Source organism: Salinispora pacifica CNR114 (genome assembly GCF_000514775.1).
Classification (GTDB): Bacteria; Actinomycetota; Actinomycetes; order Mycobacteriales; family Micromonosporaceae; genus Micromonospora; species Micromonospora pacifica.
The window spans coordinates 168,366-185,071 of sequence record NZ_AZWO01000005.1 but is presented as its reverse complement, the minus strand read 5'-3'; the positions used below and the strand labels follow the sequence as shown (position 1 = coordinate 185,071).

General features: G+C 70.8%; 16 protein-coding genes. All 16 read right to left on the bottom strand.

The genetic code is table 11. From position 1 onward, the window contains the following. Window positions 1-47: 47 nt before the first annotated feature. Complete coding sequence (gene lepB / locus B118_RS0104370; RefSeq protein WP_018220721.1) at window positions 48-683, bottom strand: signal peptidase I; 636 nt, start codon at window positions 681-683, stop codon at window positions 48-50. Window positions 684-693: 10 nt separating this feature from the next. Beyond that, complete coding sequence (gene lepB, locus B118_RS0104365; protein WP_027645299.1) at window positions 694-1,566, bottom strand: signal peptidase I; 873 nt, start codon at window positions 1,564-1,566, stop codon at window positions 694-696. A gap of 178 nt (window positions 1,567-1,744) precedes the next feature. Beyond that, entirely contained in the window at window positions 1,745-2,101 is a 357-nt protein-coding gene (rplS, locus tag B118_RS0104360) for a 50S ribosomal protein L19 (RefSeq protein ID WP_018218952.1), read from the bottom strand. Window positions 2,102-2,245: 144 nt separating this feature from the next. Next, window positions 2,246-3,019 (bottom strand): tRNA (guanosine(37)-N1)-methyltransferase TrmD, encoded by a 774-nt coding sequence (gene trmD, locus B118_RS0104355; RefSeq protein ID WP_018220723.1) that lies wholly within the window; start codon window positions 3,017-3,019, stop codon window positions 2,246-2,248. Window positions 3,020-3,096: 77 nt separating this feature from the next. After that, entirely contained in the window at window positions 3,097-3,654 is a 558-nt protein-coding gene (gene rimM / locus B118_RS0104350; RefSeq protein WP_018810713.1) for a ribosome maturation factor RimM, read from the bottom strand. Next, entirely contained in the window at window positions 3,654-3,914 is a 261-nt protein-coding gene (locus B118_RS0104345; RefSeq protein ID WP_011905208.1) for an RNA-binding protein, read from the bottom strand. Before B118_RS0104345 ends, rimM begins: the two co-directional genes overlap by 1 nt. Further along, the gene (gene rpsP / locus B118_RS0104340; RefSeq protein WP_011905207.1) at window positions 3,889-4,353 is read right to left on the bottom strand and encodes a 30S ribosomal protein S16; all 465 of its coding nucleotides are present in this window, start codon (window positions 4,351-4,353) and stop codon (window positions 3,889-3,891) included. The genes B118_RS0104345 and rpsP overlap by 26 nt, the downstream gene beginning before the upstream one ends. Before the next feature lie 323 nt (window positions 4,354-4,676). Beyond that, entirely contained in the window at window positions 4,677-5,324 is a 648-nt protein-coding gene (locus B118_RS0104335) for a ribonuclease FAU-1 family protein (protein ID WP_028192417.1), read from the bottom strand. Window positions 5,325-5,525: 201 nt separating this feature from the next. Continuing rightward, on the bottom strand, window positions 5,526-6,932 hold the full coding sequence (proS, locus tag B118_RS0104330; RefSeq protein WP_018220727.1) for a proline--tRNA ligase: 1,407 nt from the start codon (window positions 6,930-6,932) through the stop codon (window positions 5,526-5,528). 83 nt (window positions 6,933-7,015) lie between these two features. Continuing rightward, window positions 7,016-8,095, bottom strand: coding sequence for an amidohydrolase family protein (locus B118_RS0104325; RefSeq protein WP_018220728.1), 1,080 nt, complete (start codon window positions 8,093-8,095; stop codon window positions 7,016-7,018). A gap of 112 nt (window positions 8,096-8,207) precedes the next feature. Next, a complete protein-coding gene (gene ffh, locus B118_RS0104320; RefSeq protein ID WP_018220729.1) occupies window positions 8,208-9,752 on the bottom strand; it encodes a signal recognition particle protein in 1,545 nt (514 codons plus the stop codon). A gap of 178 nt (window positions 9,753-9,930) precedes the next feature. Then, the gene (locus tag B118_RS0104315; RefSeq protein ID WP_028192416.1) at window positions 9,931-12,225 is read right to left on the bottom strand and encodes a [protein-PII] uridylyltransferase; all 2,295 of its coding nucleotides are present in this window, start codon (window positions 12,223-12,225) and stop codon (window positions 9,931-9,933) included. A 26-nt stretch (window positions 12,226-12,251) separates the two neighbouring features. Beyond that, window positions 12,252-12,590 (bottom strand): P-II family nitrogen regulator, encoded by a 339-nt coding sequence (locus B118_RS0104310; RefSeq protein WP_033660444.1) that lies wholly within the window; start codon window positions 12,588-12,590, stop codon window positions 12,252-12,254. Between the two features lie 54 nt (window positions 12,591-12,644). Beyond that, entirely contained in the window at window positions 12,645-14,018 is a 1,374-nt protein-coding gene (locus B118_RS0104305; RefSeq protein ID WP_018220732.1) for an ammonium transporter, read from the bottom strand. A gap of 324 nt (window positions 14,019-14,342) precedes the next feature. Beyond that, window positions 14,343-15,557, bottom strand: a complete 1,215-nt coding sequence (locus B118_RS0104300; protein WP_028187965.1) for a right-handed parallel beta-helix repeat-containing protein — start codon at window positions 15,555-15,557, stop codon at window positions 14,343-14,345. A gap of 272 nt (window positions 15,558-15,829) precedes the next feature. Continuing rightward, the gene (locus tag B118_RS0104295) at window positions 15,830-16,696 is read right to left on the bottom strand and encodes an aminoglycoside phosphotransferase family protein (RefSeq protein ID WP_018220734.1); all 867 of its coding nucleotides are present in this window, start codon (window positions 16,694-16,696) and stop codon (window positions 15,830-15,832) included. Window positions 16,697-16,706 lie beyond the last annotated feature (10 nt).

The window sequence follows — 16,706 nt, the reverse complement described above, 5'->3', positions numbered from 1 at the left end:
GCCAGACGGCTTCGCCATCGCCTACCGGGCCTACCCGGCTCACCGGCTCAGGTTCCGGGCCGGGGAATGGGGCCGTACTGCTCGGGCACGCTCAGCCAGCGGGCCCGGTCCAGCGGCCAGAAGATCGTAAAGGCACGGCCGACGAGACGATCCTCGGGCACCGTCGCCTGGTGGACGTCCTCCCCCGACTGCTGCCAGTGCTGCAACGAGTCGCCCGAGGCCGACCGGTGGTCGCCCATCACCCACAGCCGCCCCCGCGGGACGGTGATATCAAAGTCCTGGTCAGCGGGCTGGTCCCGCTCGCCGCCGACGGAGTAGAGGTACGGCTCGTCCAGGGCGACCCCGTTGATCGTGATCCGCCCCTGTTCGTCGCAGCAGACCACGTGGTCGCCGCCGATGCCGATGACCCGCTTGATGAAATCCTCCTCGTCCGGGCTCCAGGAGGTCGGTGCCTTGAAGACGACCACCTCGCCGCGTTTCGGCGAGCGAAAGTCGTACACCAACTTGTTGACCAGCACCCGATCGTCGATCTGGAGGGTGTTCTCCATCGACGGCGACGGGATGAAGAAGGTCTGCAGCACAAAGGCACGTACCAGCACCGCGACCAGAATCGCCACGCCCAGGAGAATTGGCAGCTCCTTCCAGAAGGAGTTGCGGGACTTGTCGGTCTGCTCGTCAATCACGGAATGGAGCCTACGTTGCCAAGCTGGGCGGCACGGGACGGAACGCGCGAGAACTGAGCCACGCGGCTGGGAGCGGAAGGAGTAGCAACGCGCCACCGTCAGGGTTCGGCCCAACCGGCGGTGGCTCGCTGATCGGGGAACCCGCCGACGCCGGAACGCTCGCGAAGACCTCCGGAGTGGAGAGTGCGGCCCACCGCGACGACGGCCACACCACGCCGACCGCCCGTCCGACCACATTGTCAATCGGCACCGGGCCCTGACACCGGGCGTCCTGGGAGACCAACCGGTTGTCACCCAGCACGAAGAGCTGCCCGGGTGGGACGATCACCTCGTCGAAGCGCCGCGCACGGCACTCCCCCGGATTCGGCGGGAGGTCCAGCGGCGAGTCGCGCCACACGTACGGCTCGTCGATGGCGACGCCGTTGACGAGCACTCGCCCCTGCTCGTCGCAGCAGCTCACCCGGTCGCCCGGCAGCCCGATCACCCGCTTGATGAAGTCCTGCTCGCCGGGGCCGCCGACGCCCACCAGATCAGCGAAGGTGGCGGTGAGCCGGCGCAGGAATCCGGGGTCGGGCTCCCCGTCGAGTTGGTCGGCCCACCGTTCGGTGCCGTGGAATACCACCACCTCGCCCCGCACCGGGTCCCGTACGTCGTAGACGACCTTGTTGACCAGCACCCGGTCCCCGACGAGCAGCGTCTCGGTCATCGAGCCGGATGGGATGTAGAACACCTGAAGCAGGAAGGTCCGGATCAGCACCGCGAGGCAGAAGGTGACCGTCAGCAGCAGCGGCAGCTCCTGCCAGAGCGGCAACGGGCGGCGGCGTCGCCGGGCCCGACGACGGCGTGGATCGACCGTGCCGTCCTCATCGCGCGTCTGCACCACGCCTCCCCGGTCCGCCGAAACGACACTGCCGCCCGGGGGCCTGGTCGAGGCCTCCGGGCGGCAGTGGACACCTGCCCCGCCGCTGGGCGGGGGCATCCGGCTGCGCTGCTACGTCCCGGGTGGTGCCCTCCGGTTCGTACACCATACGTGCAGCTCAGGACGGGTGGTGCAGCACGATTCAGCTCGGCTGCTTCTCCCGCTTCTCCTTGATCTTGGCCTTCTTGCCGCGCAGCTCGCGGAGGTAGTAGAGCTTGGCCCTCCGGACATCACCGCGGGTCACGACCTCGATGCGGTCGATGGCCGGGCTGTTGATCGGGTAGGTGCGCTCGACCCCCACCCCAAAGCTGATCTTGCGGACCAGGAAGGTCTCCCGCAGACCGTCACCCTGACGACGGATGACGACGCCCTGGAAGATCTGGACCCGGGACCGGTTTCCCTCGACGACCCGTGCGTGCACCTTGACGGTGTCACCGGCGCGGAAATCGGGAACGTCGGTCCGCTTCGACTGGGCGTCAAGCGCGTCCAGGATGTTCATCGCTGCGTCCTCGCGAGGCTCACGGCGCATCGTCAGTCGATGCGCGAATGGGTGATTCTGACCCCCGGGTGGCCGCCGGCACTCGCCGACCCCGGTCGAGGGTCCTCGCAGCCACCCGCGGGCGCGGTCGACTGCGGCAACCCCCTATTTTGCCACACCCCCGGGGGCGGTCGGAAACCCGGCCCGCTCCAGCATCGCCCGGTCCTGCGGGTCCAGGCACTCCGGAGCCAGCGCGGCGATCATGTCGGGCCGCCGGACGACCGTCCGCGCCAGGGCCTCGTCCCGGCGCCAACGGGCGATCTTCCCGTGGTCCCCCGAGCGAAGCACCGCCGGCACCTCCTGACCCCGCCAGGCAGCCGGCTTGGTGTACATCGGCGCCTCCAGCAACCCATGGGCGTGCGACTCGTCATCCAGCGAGCCAACGTTGCCGAGCACCCCGGGTAGCAGCCGGGTCACCGCCTCCAGGATCACCAGCACCGCCACCTCACCGCCGAAGAGCACATAGTCACCGAGGGAAACCTCGGTGACCGGCATCCGGCTCGCGGCGTGCTCGAGCACCCGCTGGTCGATCCCCTCATACCGGCCACAGGCGAAGAGGAGGTGCGGCTCGGCGGCCAGTTCGTGGGCCAGTGCCTGGGTGAACGGAACACCGGCCGGCGTGGGCACCAGCAGCCGGGGCGGGTTACCTCCCGGCGGGGCGAGCGCGTCCAGCGCCTCCCCCCACGGCTCCGGCCGCATCACCATCCCCGGCCCCCCACCGTACGGCGTGTCGTCGACCGTGCGGTGCACGTCGTGGGTCCAGGTACGGAGGTCGTGCACCGCCAACTGGAGGGCGCCACCGGCCCGGGCCCTGCCGATCAGCGACAGGTCCAGCGGAGCGAAGTACTCCGGGAAGATCGACACGACGTCTACACGCATTGCGGGGGCTCCAACAGCTGTGCGGGCCGGACGGCCGGGCCACCGGATACCGCCCGGGGTAGCGCTGACCGCCGGGGTCAGAGGTCAAGCAGGCCGCCGGGCGGATCCACGACCACCCGACCGCCGGCGAGATCAACCTCGGGGACGATCGCCCGGACGAACGGGATCAACACGTCCCGACGGCCGGAACGGCGCAGCACCAGCAGGTCCGCGGCGGGGGCGTGGTCGATCCGGGCGACCTCACCCAGCCGTTCCCCAGCCGGGGTGACCACGGCCAGGCCGACCAGTTGCTGGTCGTGGAACTCCTCCGGGTCCGTCGGCGGAGCCACGTCAGCGAGGTCCACGCCGACCAGGGTGCCGCGGAGCGCCTCGGCGACGTTGCGGTCGAGCACACCCTCGAACGCCACCAGCAACACCCGCCCCTGATGCCACCGCGCCGCCTCGACGGTCAGTTCACCCGGCACCCGGTACGCCTCGGGGTGGGCGGGCACGCTCGCCCCGGGTAGGTTCGCCCCGGGCTCGGTGCGCAGCACCGAGCCCGGGGCGAACCGCGTCTCAGGTTCGTCGGTCCGCACCTCCACGGTCACCTCACCGCGGATCCCGTGCGGTTTGCCGATCCTGCCGACGACAAGCATCAGTACGAGTCGACGATGTCGACGCGTACGCCGCGTCCACCGATGGAACCGATGACCTGGCGCAGCGCCTTGGCGGTCCGCCCGGACCGCCCGATCACCGTGCCGAGGTCCTCCGGGTGCACGCGGACTTCGAGCCGCTTGCCCCGCCGGGAGTCGACCAGCCGGACGCGGACATCGTCGGGGTTGTCGACGATGCCCTTGACCAGATGCTCCAGCGCCGGACGCAGTGCCACGTCAGCCCTGCTCGCCGGAGCCCGCACCGGCCTGCTCCTCGGTCTTCGGCGCCGCCTCGTCGGTCTTCGGCGCCGCCTCGGCCTTGGCGGCCTTCTTCGCCGGCTTGGTCGGAGCCTCCGCCAGACCAGCGGCGGCCTTCGCCTCAGCCTCGTACGCCGCCTTGCGGTCGACCCGCTCGGGGGCGACCTTCAGCGGCTCGGGGGCCGGCAGGCCCTTGAACTTCTGCCAGTCGCCGGTCTTCTCCAGCAGGCGCTGCACCGCCTCGCTCGGCTGCGCGCCCACGGAGAGCCAGTACTGCACCCGGTCCGACTTGACCTCGATCACCGAAGGGTCATGCTTCGGCTGGTAGATCCCGACGAACTCGATCGCCCGGCCGTCACGCTTGGTGCGCGAATCGGCGATGACGATGCGGTACTGCGGGTTGCGGATCTTGCCCATCCGCAGGAGCCGGATCTTTACGGCCACAGTGTTTTCGCTCCTGTTGTTTCCACCGCCTCTGGACGGGCGGTGCACGGTTGAGCGCGCTCTCCGGCACAGTGGGGTTGGGCCGGAGGTTGCTCGGGTGGACTGACGTGGTGCCCGGGTAGAGGGCGCCGGACCCACGTCGGATACCAGCCAGCCATTCTGCCAGATCGGACCGAGAAGCCTCACATCGGACCGGCCCCGGCGCACCATTCGCCTATGACGAAGAGCACACGGGTTCGGTCGGGGTAGGCCGCCACGCTCACGGCAGTCGGTATCGGGCAGCCGGGTGGGCAGCATCGGTTCCGGCAGCCCGGTGGGCGCCGTCAGCGCGCCGGCGGCCGATCCCACCCGGGCGGCAGGTCCAGCGGGGCTGCCCACTCGGCCGGCGGCACGAAGTCACACCAGGTGCCATCGAACGGGAACTCACCCGCCTCGGCCCGGCCGATCACCCGCTTTCCCTCGGCCCAGACGGCGTCCGGGTCGGGCACCCAGTAGTGCGCCGGAAAGTCGAGCCGCTCGGCGAACTCGTCCTCGTCCTTCCACGCCCAGCGGCGGTCCGCGTGGATCAGCACGTCAAGGTCCTGGTCCACCACGTCAACGCCGGCGAGTCCACCGTCGGCCCAGCGCACACCATGTTCCTCGAGGTTGACGTACCAATGGGCGAAATGCCCTTGCTCGTCCCGGAAGAACCAGACCGAGTGCGCGGCCCCGACCGGCAGGAACTTCAGCAGGGGTGGCCCCTGCCACCGCGTGCGCGTCAGCCGGTGCGCGGAGACGATCCACTCGGCGAACGGGATCGCCCGCATCCCGACTCCGGCGTCGGTGGTCTCGCTGGCCACCTCGGAGCCCCGGGGGATCCAGAGCAGCAGCCCCCGGTGGTCATCGCTGACCACGCGCGCCGGACGAACCCAGCCGATCTGCCCCCGCCGCACATTGCGGTGCACCACCAACCGCCCAGGCTCGAATCTCACCTGGCCGACCCTACCGCCCGCCGACGACCGGTCGGAACGCCAAGCCCACCCAACCGACGACCGGTCGCAACGCCGGGGACCCGGTTCGCTCCACTCGCTGTCGAGCTGCCCCACAAGGGCGCCCGAGCCCGGTCGGGCCAGCTTGGGTCGGACCGGTCGGACCGGCTCGACGGCCGTACCGGGCTCGGGCGTGGACGCAGCTCAGTAGGCCCGGGACAGAATGGCGACCAGGTCCGGCTCGTCCTCGTTGTCGGGCACCGAGCCATCTGCCCGGATCAGGCATCGCACGGTGACACCCTGGGCGTTCGCCTCCACCTCGCCCTTAGTGCCGACCACCGACCACGGCACCCGGGCCCAGCCCGTCGCCGCCGCCTCGATCGCCTCGGCGAGCGTCCCCACCTCGTGGGTCCGCGCCTGCCGACTGGCGAGCGCCTGGTCGTGCAGCGCCTGCTGGTCGGCGTCGAGCGCCGCGCGCACCACGCCGACCACGTCGGCCACCGGAACCGGGGACTTCGAGCCGTCCGTCCGCCGAACCACGACCGCGTTCCCCGCCGCCAGGTCGCGGGGGCCGATCTCGACGCGGATCGGGTAGCCGCGCAACTCCGCGTCGACCGCGCGACGCCCGAAGGGGGTGTCGGTCCGGTCGTCGAGGGCGACCCGGACACCGGCATCCCGCAGCGCGTCGTGCAGCCGTGTCGCGGCCTCGCCGACCCCCTCGCCGTCCTTGACGACCATGACGTACGCCTGGACCGGCGCGAGCTTCGGCGGCACCCGCAGGCCGTTGTCGTCGCCGTGGCACATGATCAGGCCACCCAGCATCCGGGTGGAGGTGCCCCACGAGGTGGTCCAGGCGTACTCCCGTCCCCCCTCGGCCGAGGTGTAGCTGATGTCGAAGGCGCGGCCGAAGTTCTGCCCCAGCTCGTGGCTGGTGCCCAGCTGGAGCGCCTTGCCGTCGCCCATCATGCCCTCGAGGGTGTAGGTGGCGGTCGCACCGGCGAACCGCTCCCGGGCGGTCTTGAGACCCACCTGCACCGGGATGGCGAGGACGTTGACCAGCAGGTCCTCGTACGCCTCGTGCAGAATCCGCCGCGCGTAGGCGCGGGCGTCCTCGCGGGTCGTGTGCGCGGTGTGCCCCTCCTGCCAGAGGAACTCGCTGGTCCGCAGGAAGATGCGGGGGCGTAGCTCCCAGCGGACCACGTTCGCCCACTGGTTGAGCAGCAACGGCAGGTCCCGGTACGAGTCGACCCACTTGGCCATGAACTCGCCGATGACGGTCTCGCTGGTCGGACGGACCACGACCGGCTCGGCGAGCTGCTTGCCGCCACCGTGGGTGACCACCGCCAGCTCCGGCGAGAAGCCCTCGACGTGCTCGGCCTCGCGTTTGAGGTGGCCCTCCGGGATGAAGAGCGGGAAGTACGCGTTCTCCGCGCCGGCAGCCTTGATCCGGTTGTCCATCTCGGCCTGCATCCGCTCCCAGATGGCGTAGCCAGCTGGTCGGATCACCATGGTCCCCCGGACCGGGCCGTTGTCGGCCAGCTTCGCCTTGGCGATCAGGTCCTGGTACCAGCGGGGGAAGTCCTCCGCACGGGGAGTGAGCACGCGCGCCATGACCGCACATCCTATGTGCCGCCGGAGCGGTCGCCGCCGGCGGGCGGTCGCTCCACCCCGGACCGCTGACCCGCCCCGGTGGATCAGCGCAGGACCCGGCCGCGGAGGACGACCCGGTCGGGGGCCCGGACGACGCGGAGGTCCCGCCGCGGATCCTGCGGGTAGACGACCAGATCGGCCAGGCCCCCCTCGACCAGGCCGGGGAAGCCGAGCCACTCGCGGGCCCGCCAGGAGGCGGCGGCGAGGACGGCCTCGGCGGGGATCCCGGCCTCCTCGTGCAGCAGCAGCATCTCCTCGGCGGCCAGACCGTGTGCGATGCCACCGCCGGCGTCCGTGCCCACGTAGATCGGCACGCCGGCCTGGTGGGCGGCGCGGACCACCTCGGGGAAGCGGTCTCGCAGGGCGAGCATGTGGTCGGCGTAGCTGGGGAACTTCGCCCGCGCCTGGTCCGCGATGCCGCCGAAGGTACGTATGTTGATCATGGTGGGTACCAGCGCGGTGCCCTGCCGGGCCATCACGTCGATCAGATCCAGGCTCAGGCCGGTGCCGTGTTCCACCGAGTCGACCCCGGCCCGCACCATGATCTCCACGGCGGACTCGGAGAAGGTGTGCACCGCGGCGCGAGCCCCCGCGGCGTGGGCGGCCCGAACCGCGGCGGTCATGGTCTCCGCGTCCCAGGCCGGGGCGAGATCGCCGACACCACGATCGATCCAGTCGCCGACCAGCTTGACCCACCCGTTGCCGGCGTCGGCCTGCGCGGTGACGGTCGCGGCCACCTCTGCCGCGCCGACCTCCACCCCGACCCCGCGCAGGTAGCGCTTCGGTGGGGCGACATGCCGGCCGGCCCGGGCCAGCCGCGGCAGGTCTGGGGCGTCGTCGAGCTCCGGATACGGGTACGGGGAGCCGGCGTCCCGGATGGCGAGCACCCCGGCATCCCGGTTGACCTCGGCCAGCTCGCGGGCCTGGTCGAGCGAGGTGATCGGCGTCCCGCCCCGGGCGATGCCGATGTGGCAGTGCGCGTCGGTCAAACCGGGGAGCAGGAAGCCACCGTCGGCGATGGTCTCCGCGCCGGCCACCGGCTCGAGGGTCACCCGGTCACCGACCAGCCAGATGTCTCGGACCTCGTCCTCGGGCAGGAGCACACCACGCACGTGCAAAGCCATACGCTCAGTCCTACCGGATCGCCCGCCGCGGCGCGCGGGCAGCCCACCACCGACGGGCCGTGGCCGGCGCCGGATCAGCCGCCGTCAGCACCGACCTGGCCGTTCGCCTCGGTCAACGGGGGCGCTGATCCCCCTTGCCGAGCTTGTTAAAGTCGATCTTCGGAAGCTTGAATCCCGGGGGGAGTCCCTGGCCGGCCAGGTCGTCGGGGCCCAGGCCGGGCGGCAGCTGCGGCATGCCGGCGGGGAGACCGCCCCGCGCCCCCGCGCCGGTCCGCGACCGACCGCCACCCTTCCCGCCCTTACGCTTGTTCTTCGGCGACTTGGTCGCCTTTCGGCGCCCTCCGGGCAGACCCATCATGCCGCCCATCTGCTTCATCATCTTCTGGGCGTCGGTGAAGCGGTTGAGCAGCTGGTTGACGTCCATCACGGTGACCCCGGAGCCGTTGGCGATGCGGGCCCGGCGCGAGCCGTTGATGATCTTCGGATTGGTGCGCTCGGCCGGGGTCATCGACCGAATGATCGCGGTGACCCGGTCGAAGTGCTTGTCGTCCACCTCGGCGAGTTGGTCTTTCATCTGCCCCATGCCGGGCATCATGGCCAGCACGTTGGCGATCGGACCCATCCGCCGTACCGCGATGAGCTGGTCGAGGAAGTCCTCCAGGGTGAACTGCTCACCGCCCATCAGCTTGGCGGTCATCTTCTCCTTCTGATCGACGTCGAAGGCCTGTTCGGCCTGCTCGATCAGAGTGAGAACATCCCCCATGCCGAGAATCCGGCTGGCCATCCGATCCGGGTGGAAGACATCGAAGTCCTCCAGCTTCTCACCGGTGGAGGCGAAGAGAATCGGCTGGCCGGTGACCTCCCGGACCGACAGCGCGGCACCACCACGGGCGTCACCGTCGAGCTTGGAGAGGACCACACCGGTGATGCCGACGCCGTCCCGGAACGCCTCCGCGGTGCGCACCGCGTCCTGGCCGACCATGGCGTCGATCACGAAGATGACCTCGTCCGGGTTGACCGCGTCCCGGATGTCGGCGGCCTGCTGCATCATCTCGGCGTCGATACCGAGGCGGCCCGCGGTGTCCACGATGACGATGTCCCGGGCAGCCCGACGAGCGTGCTCGATCGAGGCGCGAGCCACCTGCACCGGGTCGCCGACGCCGTTGCCGGGCTCCGGTGAGTACACCTCGACGCCGGCGCGACCACCGAGCACCTGGAGCTGCCCGACGGCGTTGGGGCGCTGCAGGTCGGCGGCGACCAGCAGCGGCTGGTGGCCCTGGCCGCGCAGCCAACCGGCCAGCTTGCCGGCGAGCGTGGTCTTGCCGGAGCCCTGGAGACCGGCCAGCATGATCACGGTCGGCGGCTGCTTGGCGAACTGAAGCCGCCGCGCCTCGCCACCGAGGACGTTGACCAACTCCTCGTTGACGATCTTGACGATCTGCTGGGCCGGGTTCAGCGCCTGGGAGACCTCGGCGCCCCGCGCCCGCTCCTTGACGCGCGCGATGAAGCCCTTGACCACCGGCAGCGCCACGTCCGCCTCCAGCAACGCGAGGCGGATCTCGCGGGCGGTGGCGTCGATGTCGGCGTCGGTGAGCCGTCCCTTACCGCGGAGCTTGGTGAAGATCCCGGACAGGCGGTCACTCAAGGTGTCAAACACGCGAACATCCCGTTTGTCAGAGTTCTGGTGAGCACGAGCACGGCCGGACGAGCTGTCCAGCCACCGCTAGGGTATCCGGCCCGCGATCCACCCGCTTCCGGCCGGCACACGCGGCGCACCCCGACACCTCCGGCGCCGCCCGCGTACCCGCCCTCCAGCCGACGGCATTCGCCCCCTCTCATCGCGCCGCAGCCAGGACAGCGGCCGAGATCTGGGCCTGGGTCTCGGCGTCCGGCCCGACGCCGACCAGGTAGAACGCGTCCACAGCGGCAGCACCGAGGGTAGAGATCCGCGCCGCCCGTAGCTGCACGCCCACCTCGTCCAGCGCCGCGCTGACCCGGTAGAGCAGACCGGCGGCGTCGGCCGCCCGCAGCTCCAACACCACCGCGTCGGTGGCCGCCTCCCGATACCACCGCACCTGGGGCGCCGGCCCCGCGCCACCGACGGCGACGGCCCGCTCCCGCAGCCGCTGGACCACCGACCCGTCGCCGGTTACGGCCCGACGCAGGTCGGCGCCGAGCGCCACCAGGTCCGGCGCGAGGCCGTACCGTGGCTGGACCCGGAACTCGACCAACGCCCGCCCGGACACCGTCGAGGCGTCCGCGGAGATCACGTCGAGCCGGTGCCGGGCCAGGCAACCGGCCACCGTCGTGAGCAGGCCACGCCGGTGGGCCGCCGCCACCGCCACCTCGTCCCCGGTCAGCCGGACCACCGGCAGCGGGCCAGCGACCAACGCCGGATCCGGTACCGGCGGTTCGGGTGGCCGACCGGTGTCCAGTGTGGTGCGTACCCGGGCCACCAGATCCGCGACGAGCCGTTCCTTCCAGCGTGACCAGGCGGCCGGGCCGGTGGCCGCCGCGTCGGCCCGGACCAGGGCGTGCAGCAGCTCCAGGGTGTTGGTGTCGACGACCTTCGCCGCCACGCCGGCCACGGTCACCGGATCGGCGAGGTCGCGCCGGGTCGCCACCTCGGGCAAGAGCAGGTGCAGCCGGACCAGCCGCCCGATCAGCGTCACCTCGGCCGCGGGCAGGCCGATCCGGGCGGCGACCGCCTCCGCGATCGGCGCGCCGACCTGGCTGTGGTCACCGGGTAGCCCCTTGCCCACGTCGTGCAGGAGGGCGCCGAGCAGCAGCAGGTCCGGCCGGTCCACCTCCCGGGTAAGCCGACTGGCCTCGTACGCCGTCTGCACCAGGTGTCGGTCGAGGGTGAACCGGTGCACCGGGTGGTGCTGCGGCAGGCTCCGGATTCGGGTCCACTCCGGTAACCAGCCGTCAACCAGCCCGTACCGGTCGCACGTCTCCCACACCGACACCAGCCCCGGCCCCGCGCCCAGGAGCGTGACCAGGGCGGTGCGCGCCGCGGCCGGCCAGGGAGTCGGCAGCGGCGGGCAGTAGGCGGCCAGCCACTCGCAGGTGGCCGCCGCGATCGGCAGACCGGTGGTCGCCGCCGCGGCGGCGACCCGCAGGGACAGGCTCGGCTCCGGACGTACCCCGACCACCGCGCGGGCGAGCACCAGCTCACCGTCGTGCTCGACCACGTCCCGGGCCACCGGCCGCCGGAGCGGCCGCCCGTCGGCGCCCCGGCGTTGGGCGCGGAGCCGGCCGGCCGCCCGGAAGGCGTCGTCCAGGGCGTGGCTGACGGTCCGGGCGTCGTTGGCGACCCGGCGCAGCAGCAGATCCCCCTCGTCCACCGGCTCCGCCGCCGGGGCGGTCCGCGGCTGGCGCAGCCCGAGCAGGGCGGCGACCCCGTCGCGTTCTGGGGCGACCAGCCGGTCCACCCGCCGACCGGCGCGCAGGTGCAGCGCGTCGCGGGTGTCCAGTAGCCGCAGGTGGGCGGCGCGGACCACGGGCCGGAGCGCGGTGGTGACGCCGGCCCGGGCGATCGCCCGCAGGAGTCCCACGTCGCGAAGCCCACCGGCCGCCTCCTTGAGGTCCCCCTCGAGCAGGAATGCCAGTTCCCCGTGGGCCGCCCACCGGGCCTCGGTCAGCTCGCGCAGCCCCGGCAGTCGGCGCACCGCGCTCCGTCGCCAGTGGTCGACGGCCGAACGAACCAGCCGGTCGGCCAGCGCCTCGTCACCCGCGACGAGGCGGGCGTCGAGCAGACCGAGAGCCACCCGGACATCATCCTGGGCGACCGCGAGGGCCTCGGGGACCGTTCGTACCGAGTGGTCGAGGCGCAGCCCGGCGTCCCAGACCGGATACCAGATGCTGGCGGCCAACTCGTCCACCTCGGGTACGTCGGCGTGCAGCAACAGCAGGTCGAGGTCCCCGTGTGGGGCGCACTGACGACGGCCGAGCCCGCCCACCGCGACCAGCGCGACCCCGTCCCGCCGGGGCAGCAGCCTGGCGAGCCAGCCGTCGATCGCCGCCGCCCGGGCTGCCCGGGCGGCGGCGTCGATCCCGCCGGGAGCACCGGTGACCTTGTTGATCAGGAGGCCCGGTCCGGCCGTACGCCTCTGGTGCAACAAGGTCATCGGTACCTCCTCCCGCCGGTGGGTGCCTACACGGCGTCGAGGCCGCGTTCGCCGGTACGGACCCGGACGACCTCCTCGACCGCGGTGACCCACACCTTGCCGTCACCGATCCTGCCGGTCCGGGCGGCGGCGACGACGGCATCGACGATCTTGGCGACATCCAGCTCGTCGGTGAGTACCTCCACCCGGATCTTGGGCAGAAACTCCACCGTGTACTCGGCGCCCCGATACACCTCGGTGTGCCCCTTCTGGCGGCCGTAGCCCTGGACCTCGCTGACGGTCAGGCCAGCCACCCCGAGCGCGTGCAGCGCCTCCTTCACCGCGTCCAGCTGGTACGGCTTGATGACCGCGGTCACCAACTTCATGTCCAACCCCTCCATTCCCGGAACGTTAACCAGCGACCTGCTCGACGACGGGGCTCACCGCCGGCCGCCCGCCCACGGCGCCGACGCGACCTGCTCCGTGGCGCTGCTCTCCCCGGCGTGCTTCCCGCCGGCCAGGCCCGCCGCCGCGTACGCGCTGCCGCCGGCCGAGCCGGCGGCGGGCGAGAGGTCGTAGCCGCTCTCGGCGTGCTCGGCGATGTCGATCCCCTCGACCTCGGCCGCCCTGCTGACCCGGAAGCCGATCGTCTTCTCCAGGACGAGGGCGAGGACGAGGGCCACCGCGAAGGAGTAGCCGGTGACGATCAACGCGCTGAGTGCCTGGACGCCCAGCTGGGCCACCCCGCCCCCGTAGAAGAGGCCCTCGTCGGTGACCAGCGAGCTGACCGACGACGTGCCGAAGAGACCGATCCACAGGCAGCCGATCCAGCCACCGACGAAGTGCACGCCGACGACGTCGAGCGAGTCGTCGAAGCCCAGCCGGTACTTCAGGCTCACCGCCAACGCACAGACCGCACCGGCGACCAGGCCGAGCAGCACCGCGGCCCAGGGGGTGATGAAGGCACAGGCCGGGGTGATCGCGACCAGCCCGGCGATGGCGCCGGAGGAGGCGCCGACCAGGGTGGGCCGGCCGTCCCGCGCCTTCTCCACCAGCAACCAGCCGAGTACGGCGGCGGCGGTCGCCACCTGGGTGTTGACGAAGGCCAGCCCCGTGGTCAGGTCCGCGGTCAACTCGGAGCCGGCGTTGAAGCCAAACCAGCCGAACCAGAGCAGGCCGGCGCCGAGCGCCACCATCGGAACGTTGTGCGGCTTCATCGTCTCCCGGGGCCAGCCGAGCCGTCGACCCAGCACCAGCACCAGGGCCAGCGCCGCCGCACCGGCGTTGATGTGCACCGCGGTCCCACCGGCGAAGTCGAGCGCACCGAGCTCGGCACCGATGAATCCGCCGCCCCACACCCAGTGGGCGACCGGGAAGTAGACCAGACTCGCCCAGCCGACGACGAACAACAGCCAGCCGGAGAACTTGGCCCGGTCGGAGATCGCACCGCTGATCAGGGCGACCGTGATGACCGCGAACATCATCTGGAACGCCATGAAGACGTAGAGCGGGATGCCGGTCTCACCCCACAGGTCGGTCTCCGCCATGAAGGTCTTGGTGCCGAGATACTGGCCGAGGTCGCCGATGACCCCACCCTGGTCCGTGCCGAAAGCGGCGGAGAAACCGTAGAACAACCAGAGAATACTGACGAGCCCGATCGCGGAGAAGCTCATCATAATCATATTGAGGACGCCCTTGGCCCGGTTCAGGCCGCCGTAGAACAGTGCCAGTCCGGGCGTCATGAGCAGCACGATCGCGCTCGACACCAGCAGCCACGCGGTGTTGCCGGTGTCGATGGTCGGTGCTTCGGGCACGCTTGCCTCCTAAGTAAAGTTCCCTCCCTAACGGCTTCCGAGGCAGCACTGCCCGTCCACCGGTCACTCCGAATCCTGCTCGCCCCCTGTTTCCTGCAACGTCACCCGCCGATTTCCAGTCGATGACGACTTGTTTCGTATGTGTGAAGCGGGCCTTGACCAACCGAACGGATGGTGCCGAGACCAGCCGATCGCCGGCTCGGTACACCTCCAGAGCTGAGCCCACGCTCGGCTCCCGCCTTGTTCACGCAGCACGACAGTGGCCCCGTTCCCACCGGAGAACCGGTGGGAACGGGGCCTGGTGGATCCGGCGCGGCCGGCCCGCTACCCGGAACAGCCGGGTACGTTGACGCAGTTGTTCGGCCGGTTCTTCGCCACGATGGTGCCGGTGGCGGTGTTCAGGTTCACCGTTCCACCCACCTCGTTGAAGATACCGCCGCCGTCGGTGACAGCGATGTTCTTGACAATCTTGGAAGTGAACAGGGTGGCCGTACCGGTGGCGGAGTTGAAGATGCCACCACCCTCGTCACCCGCCTGGTTGCCGGCGACCGACGTCCGCCGCAGTACCACCTGTCCACCGTTGAGGATTCCCCCACCGTCGGTGGCAGCGGTGTTGCCCTCGATCCGGCTGTCCTCGAGGACCGCCACGGGGGACACCGGAAGCCCCGCCGCAACGAACAGCCCGCCCGCGGTGAGCCCGGTCGCGGTGTTGTTGATGATGCCGACGCGTCGCATCGTGGTCTGACCGAATACCGCGACGCCCCCCGTCTCGCCGGCGGTGTTGTCCGCAATCTTCGAATCGGCGATGTAGCCGATCCCCTCCAGCTGGATGCCTCCGATACTGGTTTCGGCCTGGTTTCCCGTGATGGAGCTGTGTTCGATCCGGATCGCACCACCAGGGGCGCTCCCAATGCCAGCCCCATTGCTAGCCGTGTTCTTGTCCACCCGTGAGGACCTGACCGTGAGCTGACCCGTGGTGTAGACACCACCACCGTTCACGGCGGCGATGTTACGGCTGATGCTGGAGTGTTCGACAACAACCGTCCCACTGTTGGCCACCCCTCCACCGTCCTGGTCGGACACGTTGGTCACGACCTCAACGTGCTTCAGGGTGGCGCGGCCACCAGCGTTCACCAGGAGGCCGCCACCGTCGCCGCTGGCGGTCTGCCCGCCGGTGACGGTGAGGTGTTTGAGGGTGAGGTCACCACCGACGTCCACGGCGAGAATGCGGAACGGGTCGACCGCGGCGGCGCGTTTGATGGTGGTGTGCTTTCCACCGTTGAGGGTGATCGGGGTGGTGATGGTGGGAAGGCCGGCATCGTCGAGTTCGGCGGTGAGTAGATAGGTGCAGTCCTTGGCGAGGTCGAGGACAGCACCGCCGCGGGCGTTGGCGAGCGTGATCGCGGCGATCAGTTTGTCCGCGTCACAGGGGACCGGGATGCCCGTCCGGTGGTCTCCCCTGGTGGCGCCGGGGCGCCCGTCCGCGCCGGCGGCGGAGGTCGCGACGCCAATGGTGGCGGTGAGGGCCAGGCCGGTCACACCGGCGAGCCCGACGGCCCACCATCGTGATCTCGCCCGAACCCGGTCGGGGCGAGCAGGTGTGTGGGTGTGGTGCTGATGGTTCATGTCGTTTCGGTGTCCCTTCCCCCGTCATGGACGAGGAACGCACCGCCCCGGGTAGCCCGGTTGGCGTTCCTCGGCTACCAGGCAGGCAGTAGCAGCCACCACCGAGCAAAACCGACATGAAACCCAAATAAACATGAACCCGAAAAAGATACCCATATGAACTAGCGGATACGCTCCCGGCACGACTACCCCGGAACCCGAAGCGCGTCCTCCAGGATGTGCTGCTCGTAGTCGAGCAGGCGCAGGTCCCGCAGCGGGCGACGGAGGTGCCCACGGTTGACGATCCGCACGAAGGCCGGATCACCGGCAGCGGCCATCCGCCGGATGCCCTCCACATGGTCGACGATCCGCTTGCGGATGGTGCGCACCAGCCGATGCCGGTCGCGCGGGATGAGCCCGTACGCGTCGGCGAAGAGCCGCAGCCGCCGCGGCCGGTCCGGACGCCGCCACCCGAGGGTGATCGAGTCCCGGTCGGCGAAGACCGGCACCCAGGTCCACGCCGCGTAGGCGACGTCGTAGATGCGGGAACCCGGCGAGGCGAGATCAAAATCGATCATTCCGAGGGTGCCGTCCGGGCGCCAGATCACGTTGTGCGGGGCGGCGTCGTGATGGCAGATCACCTCGCTCTCCGGCGACGGCCCGAAGGAACGCCACACCGCCCCCTCCGGCAGGACGAAGCCGTACTGCGCGTCGTGAAACATCCGCAGCATCGTCGCGACCGTCACCAGCGCCTCGTCGGTGACCCAGTGCGGGGCCAGCGGGTACTCCCCGCACTCCCCCTCCAGGTACGACAGCACCTCACGGTTCCGCTCATCCATCCCCAGCGCCCGAGGCGCGCCGGTGAAGCCCACGTATTCCAGGTGCCGCAGCAGGGCGTGCACCGACGGTGTCCACGGGCCGGCGTTGCGCCGAACCGTGTCCCCGACCCGGACCACCGTGCTCACATTGCCGCCGCGCAGCGGGATCTCCTGGGCCATCACATAGGGCCGCCCGAGGCGGGAGGTCGGGCGGCGCGGGTCGCGCCAACCGGGGTGGGCGCGATCGTTGGTCATCACCGTGGGG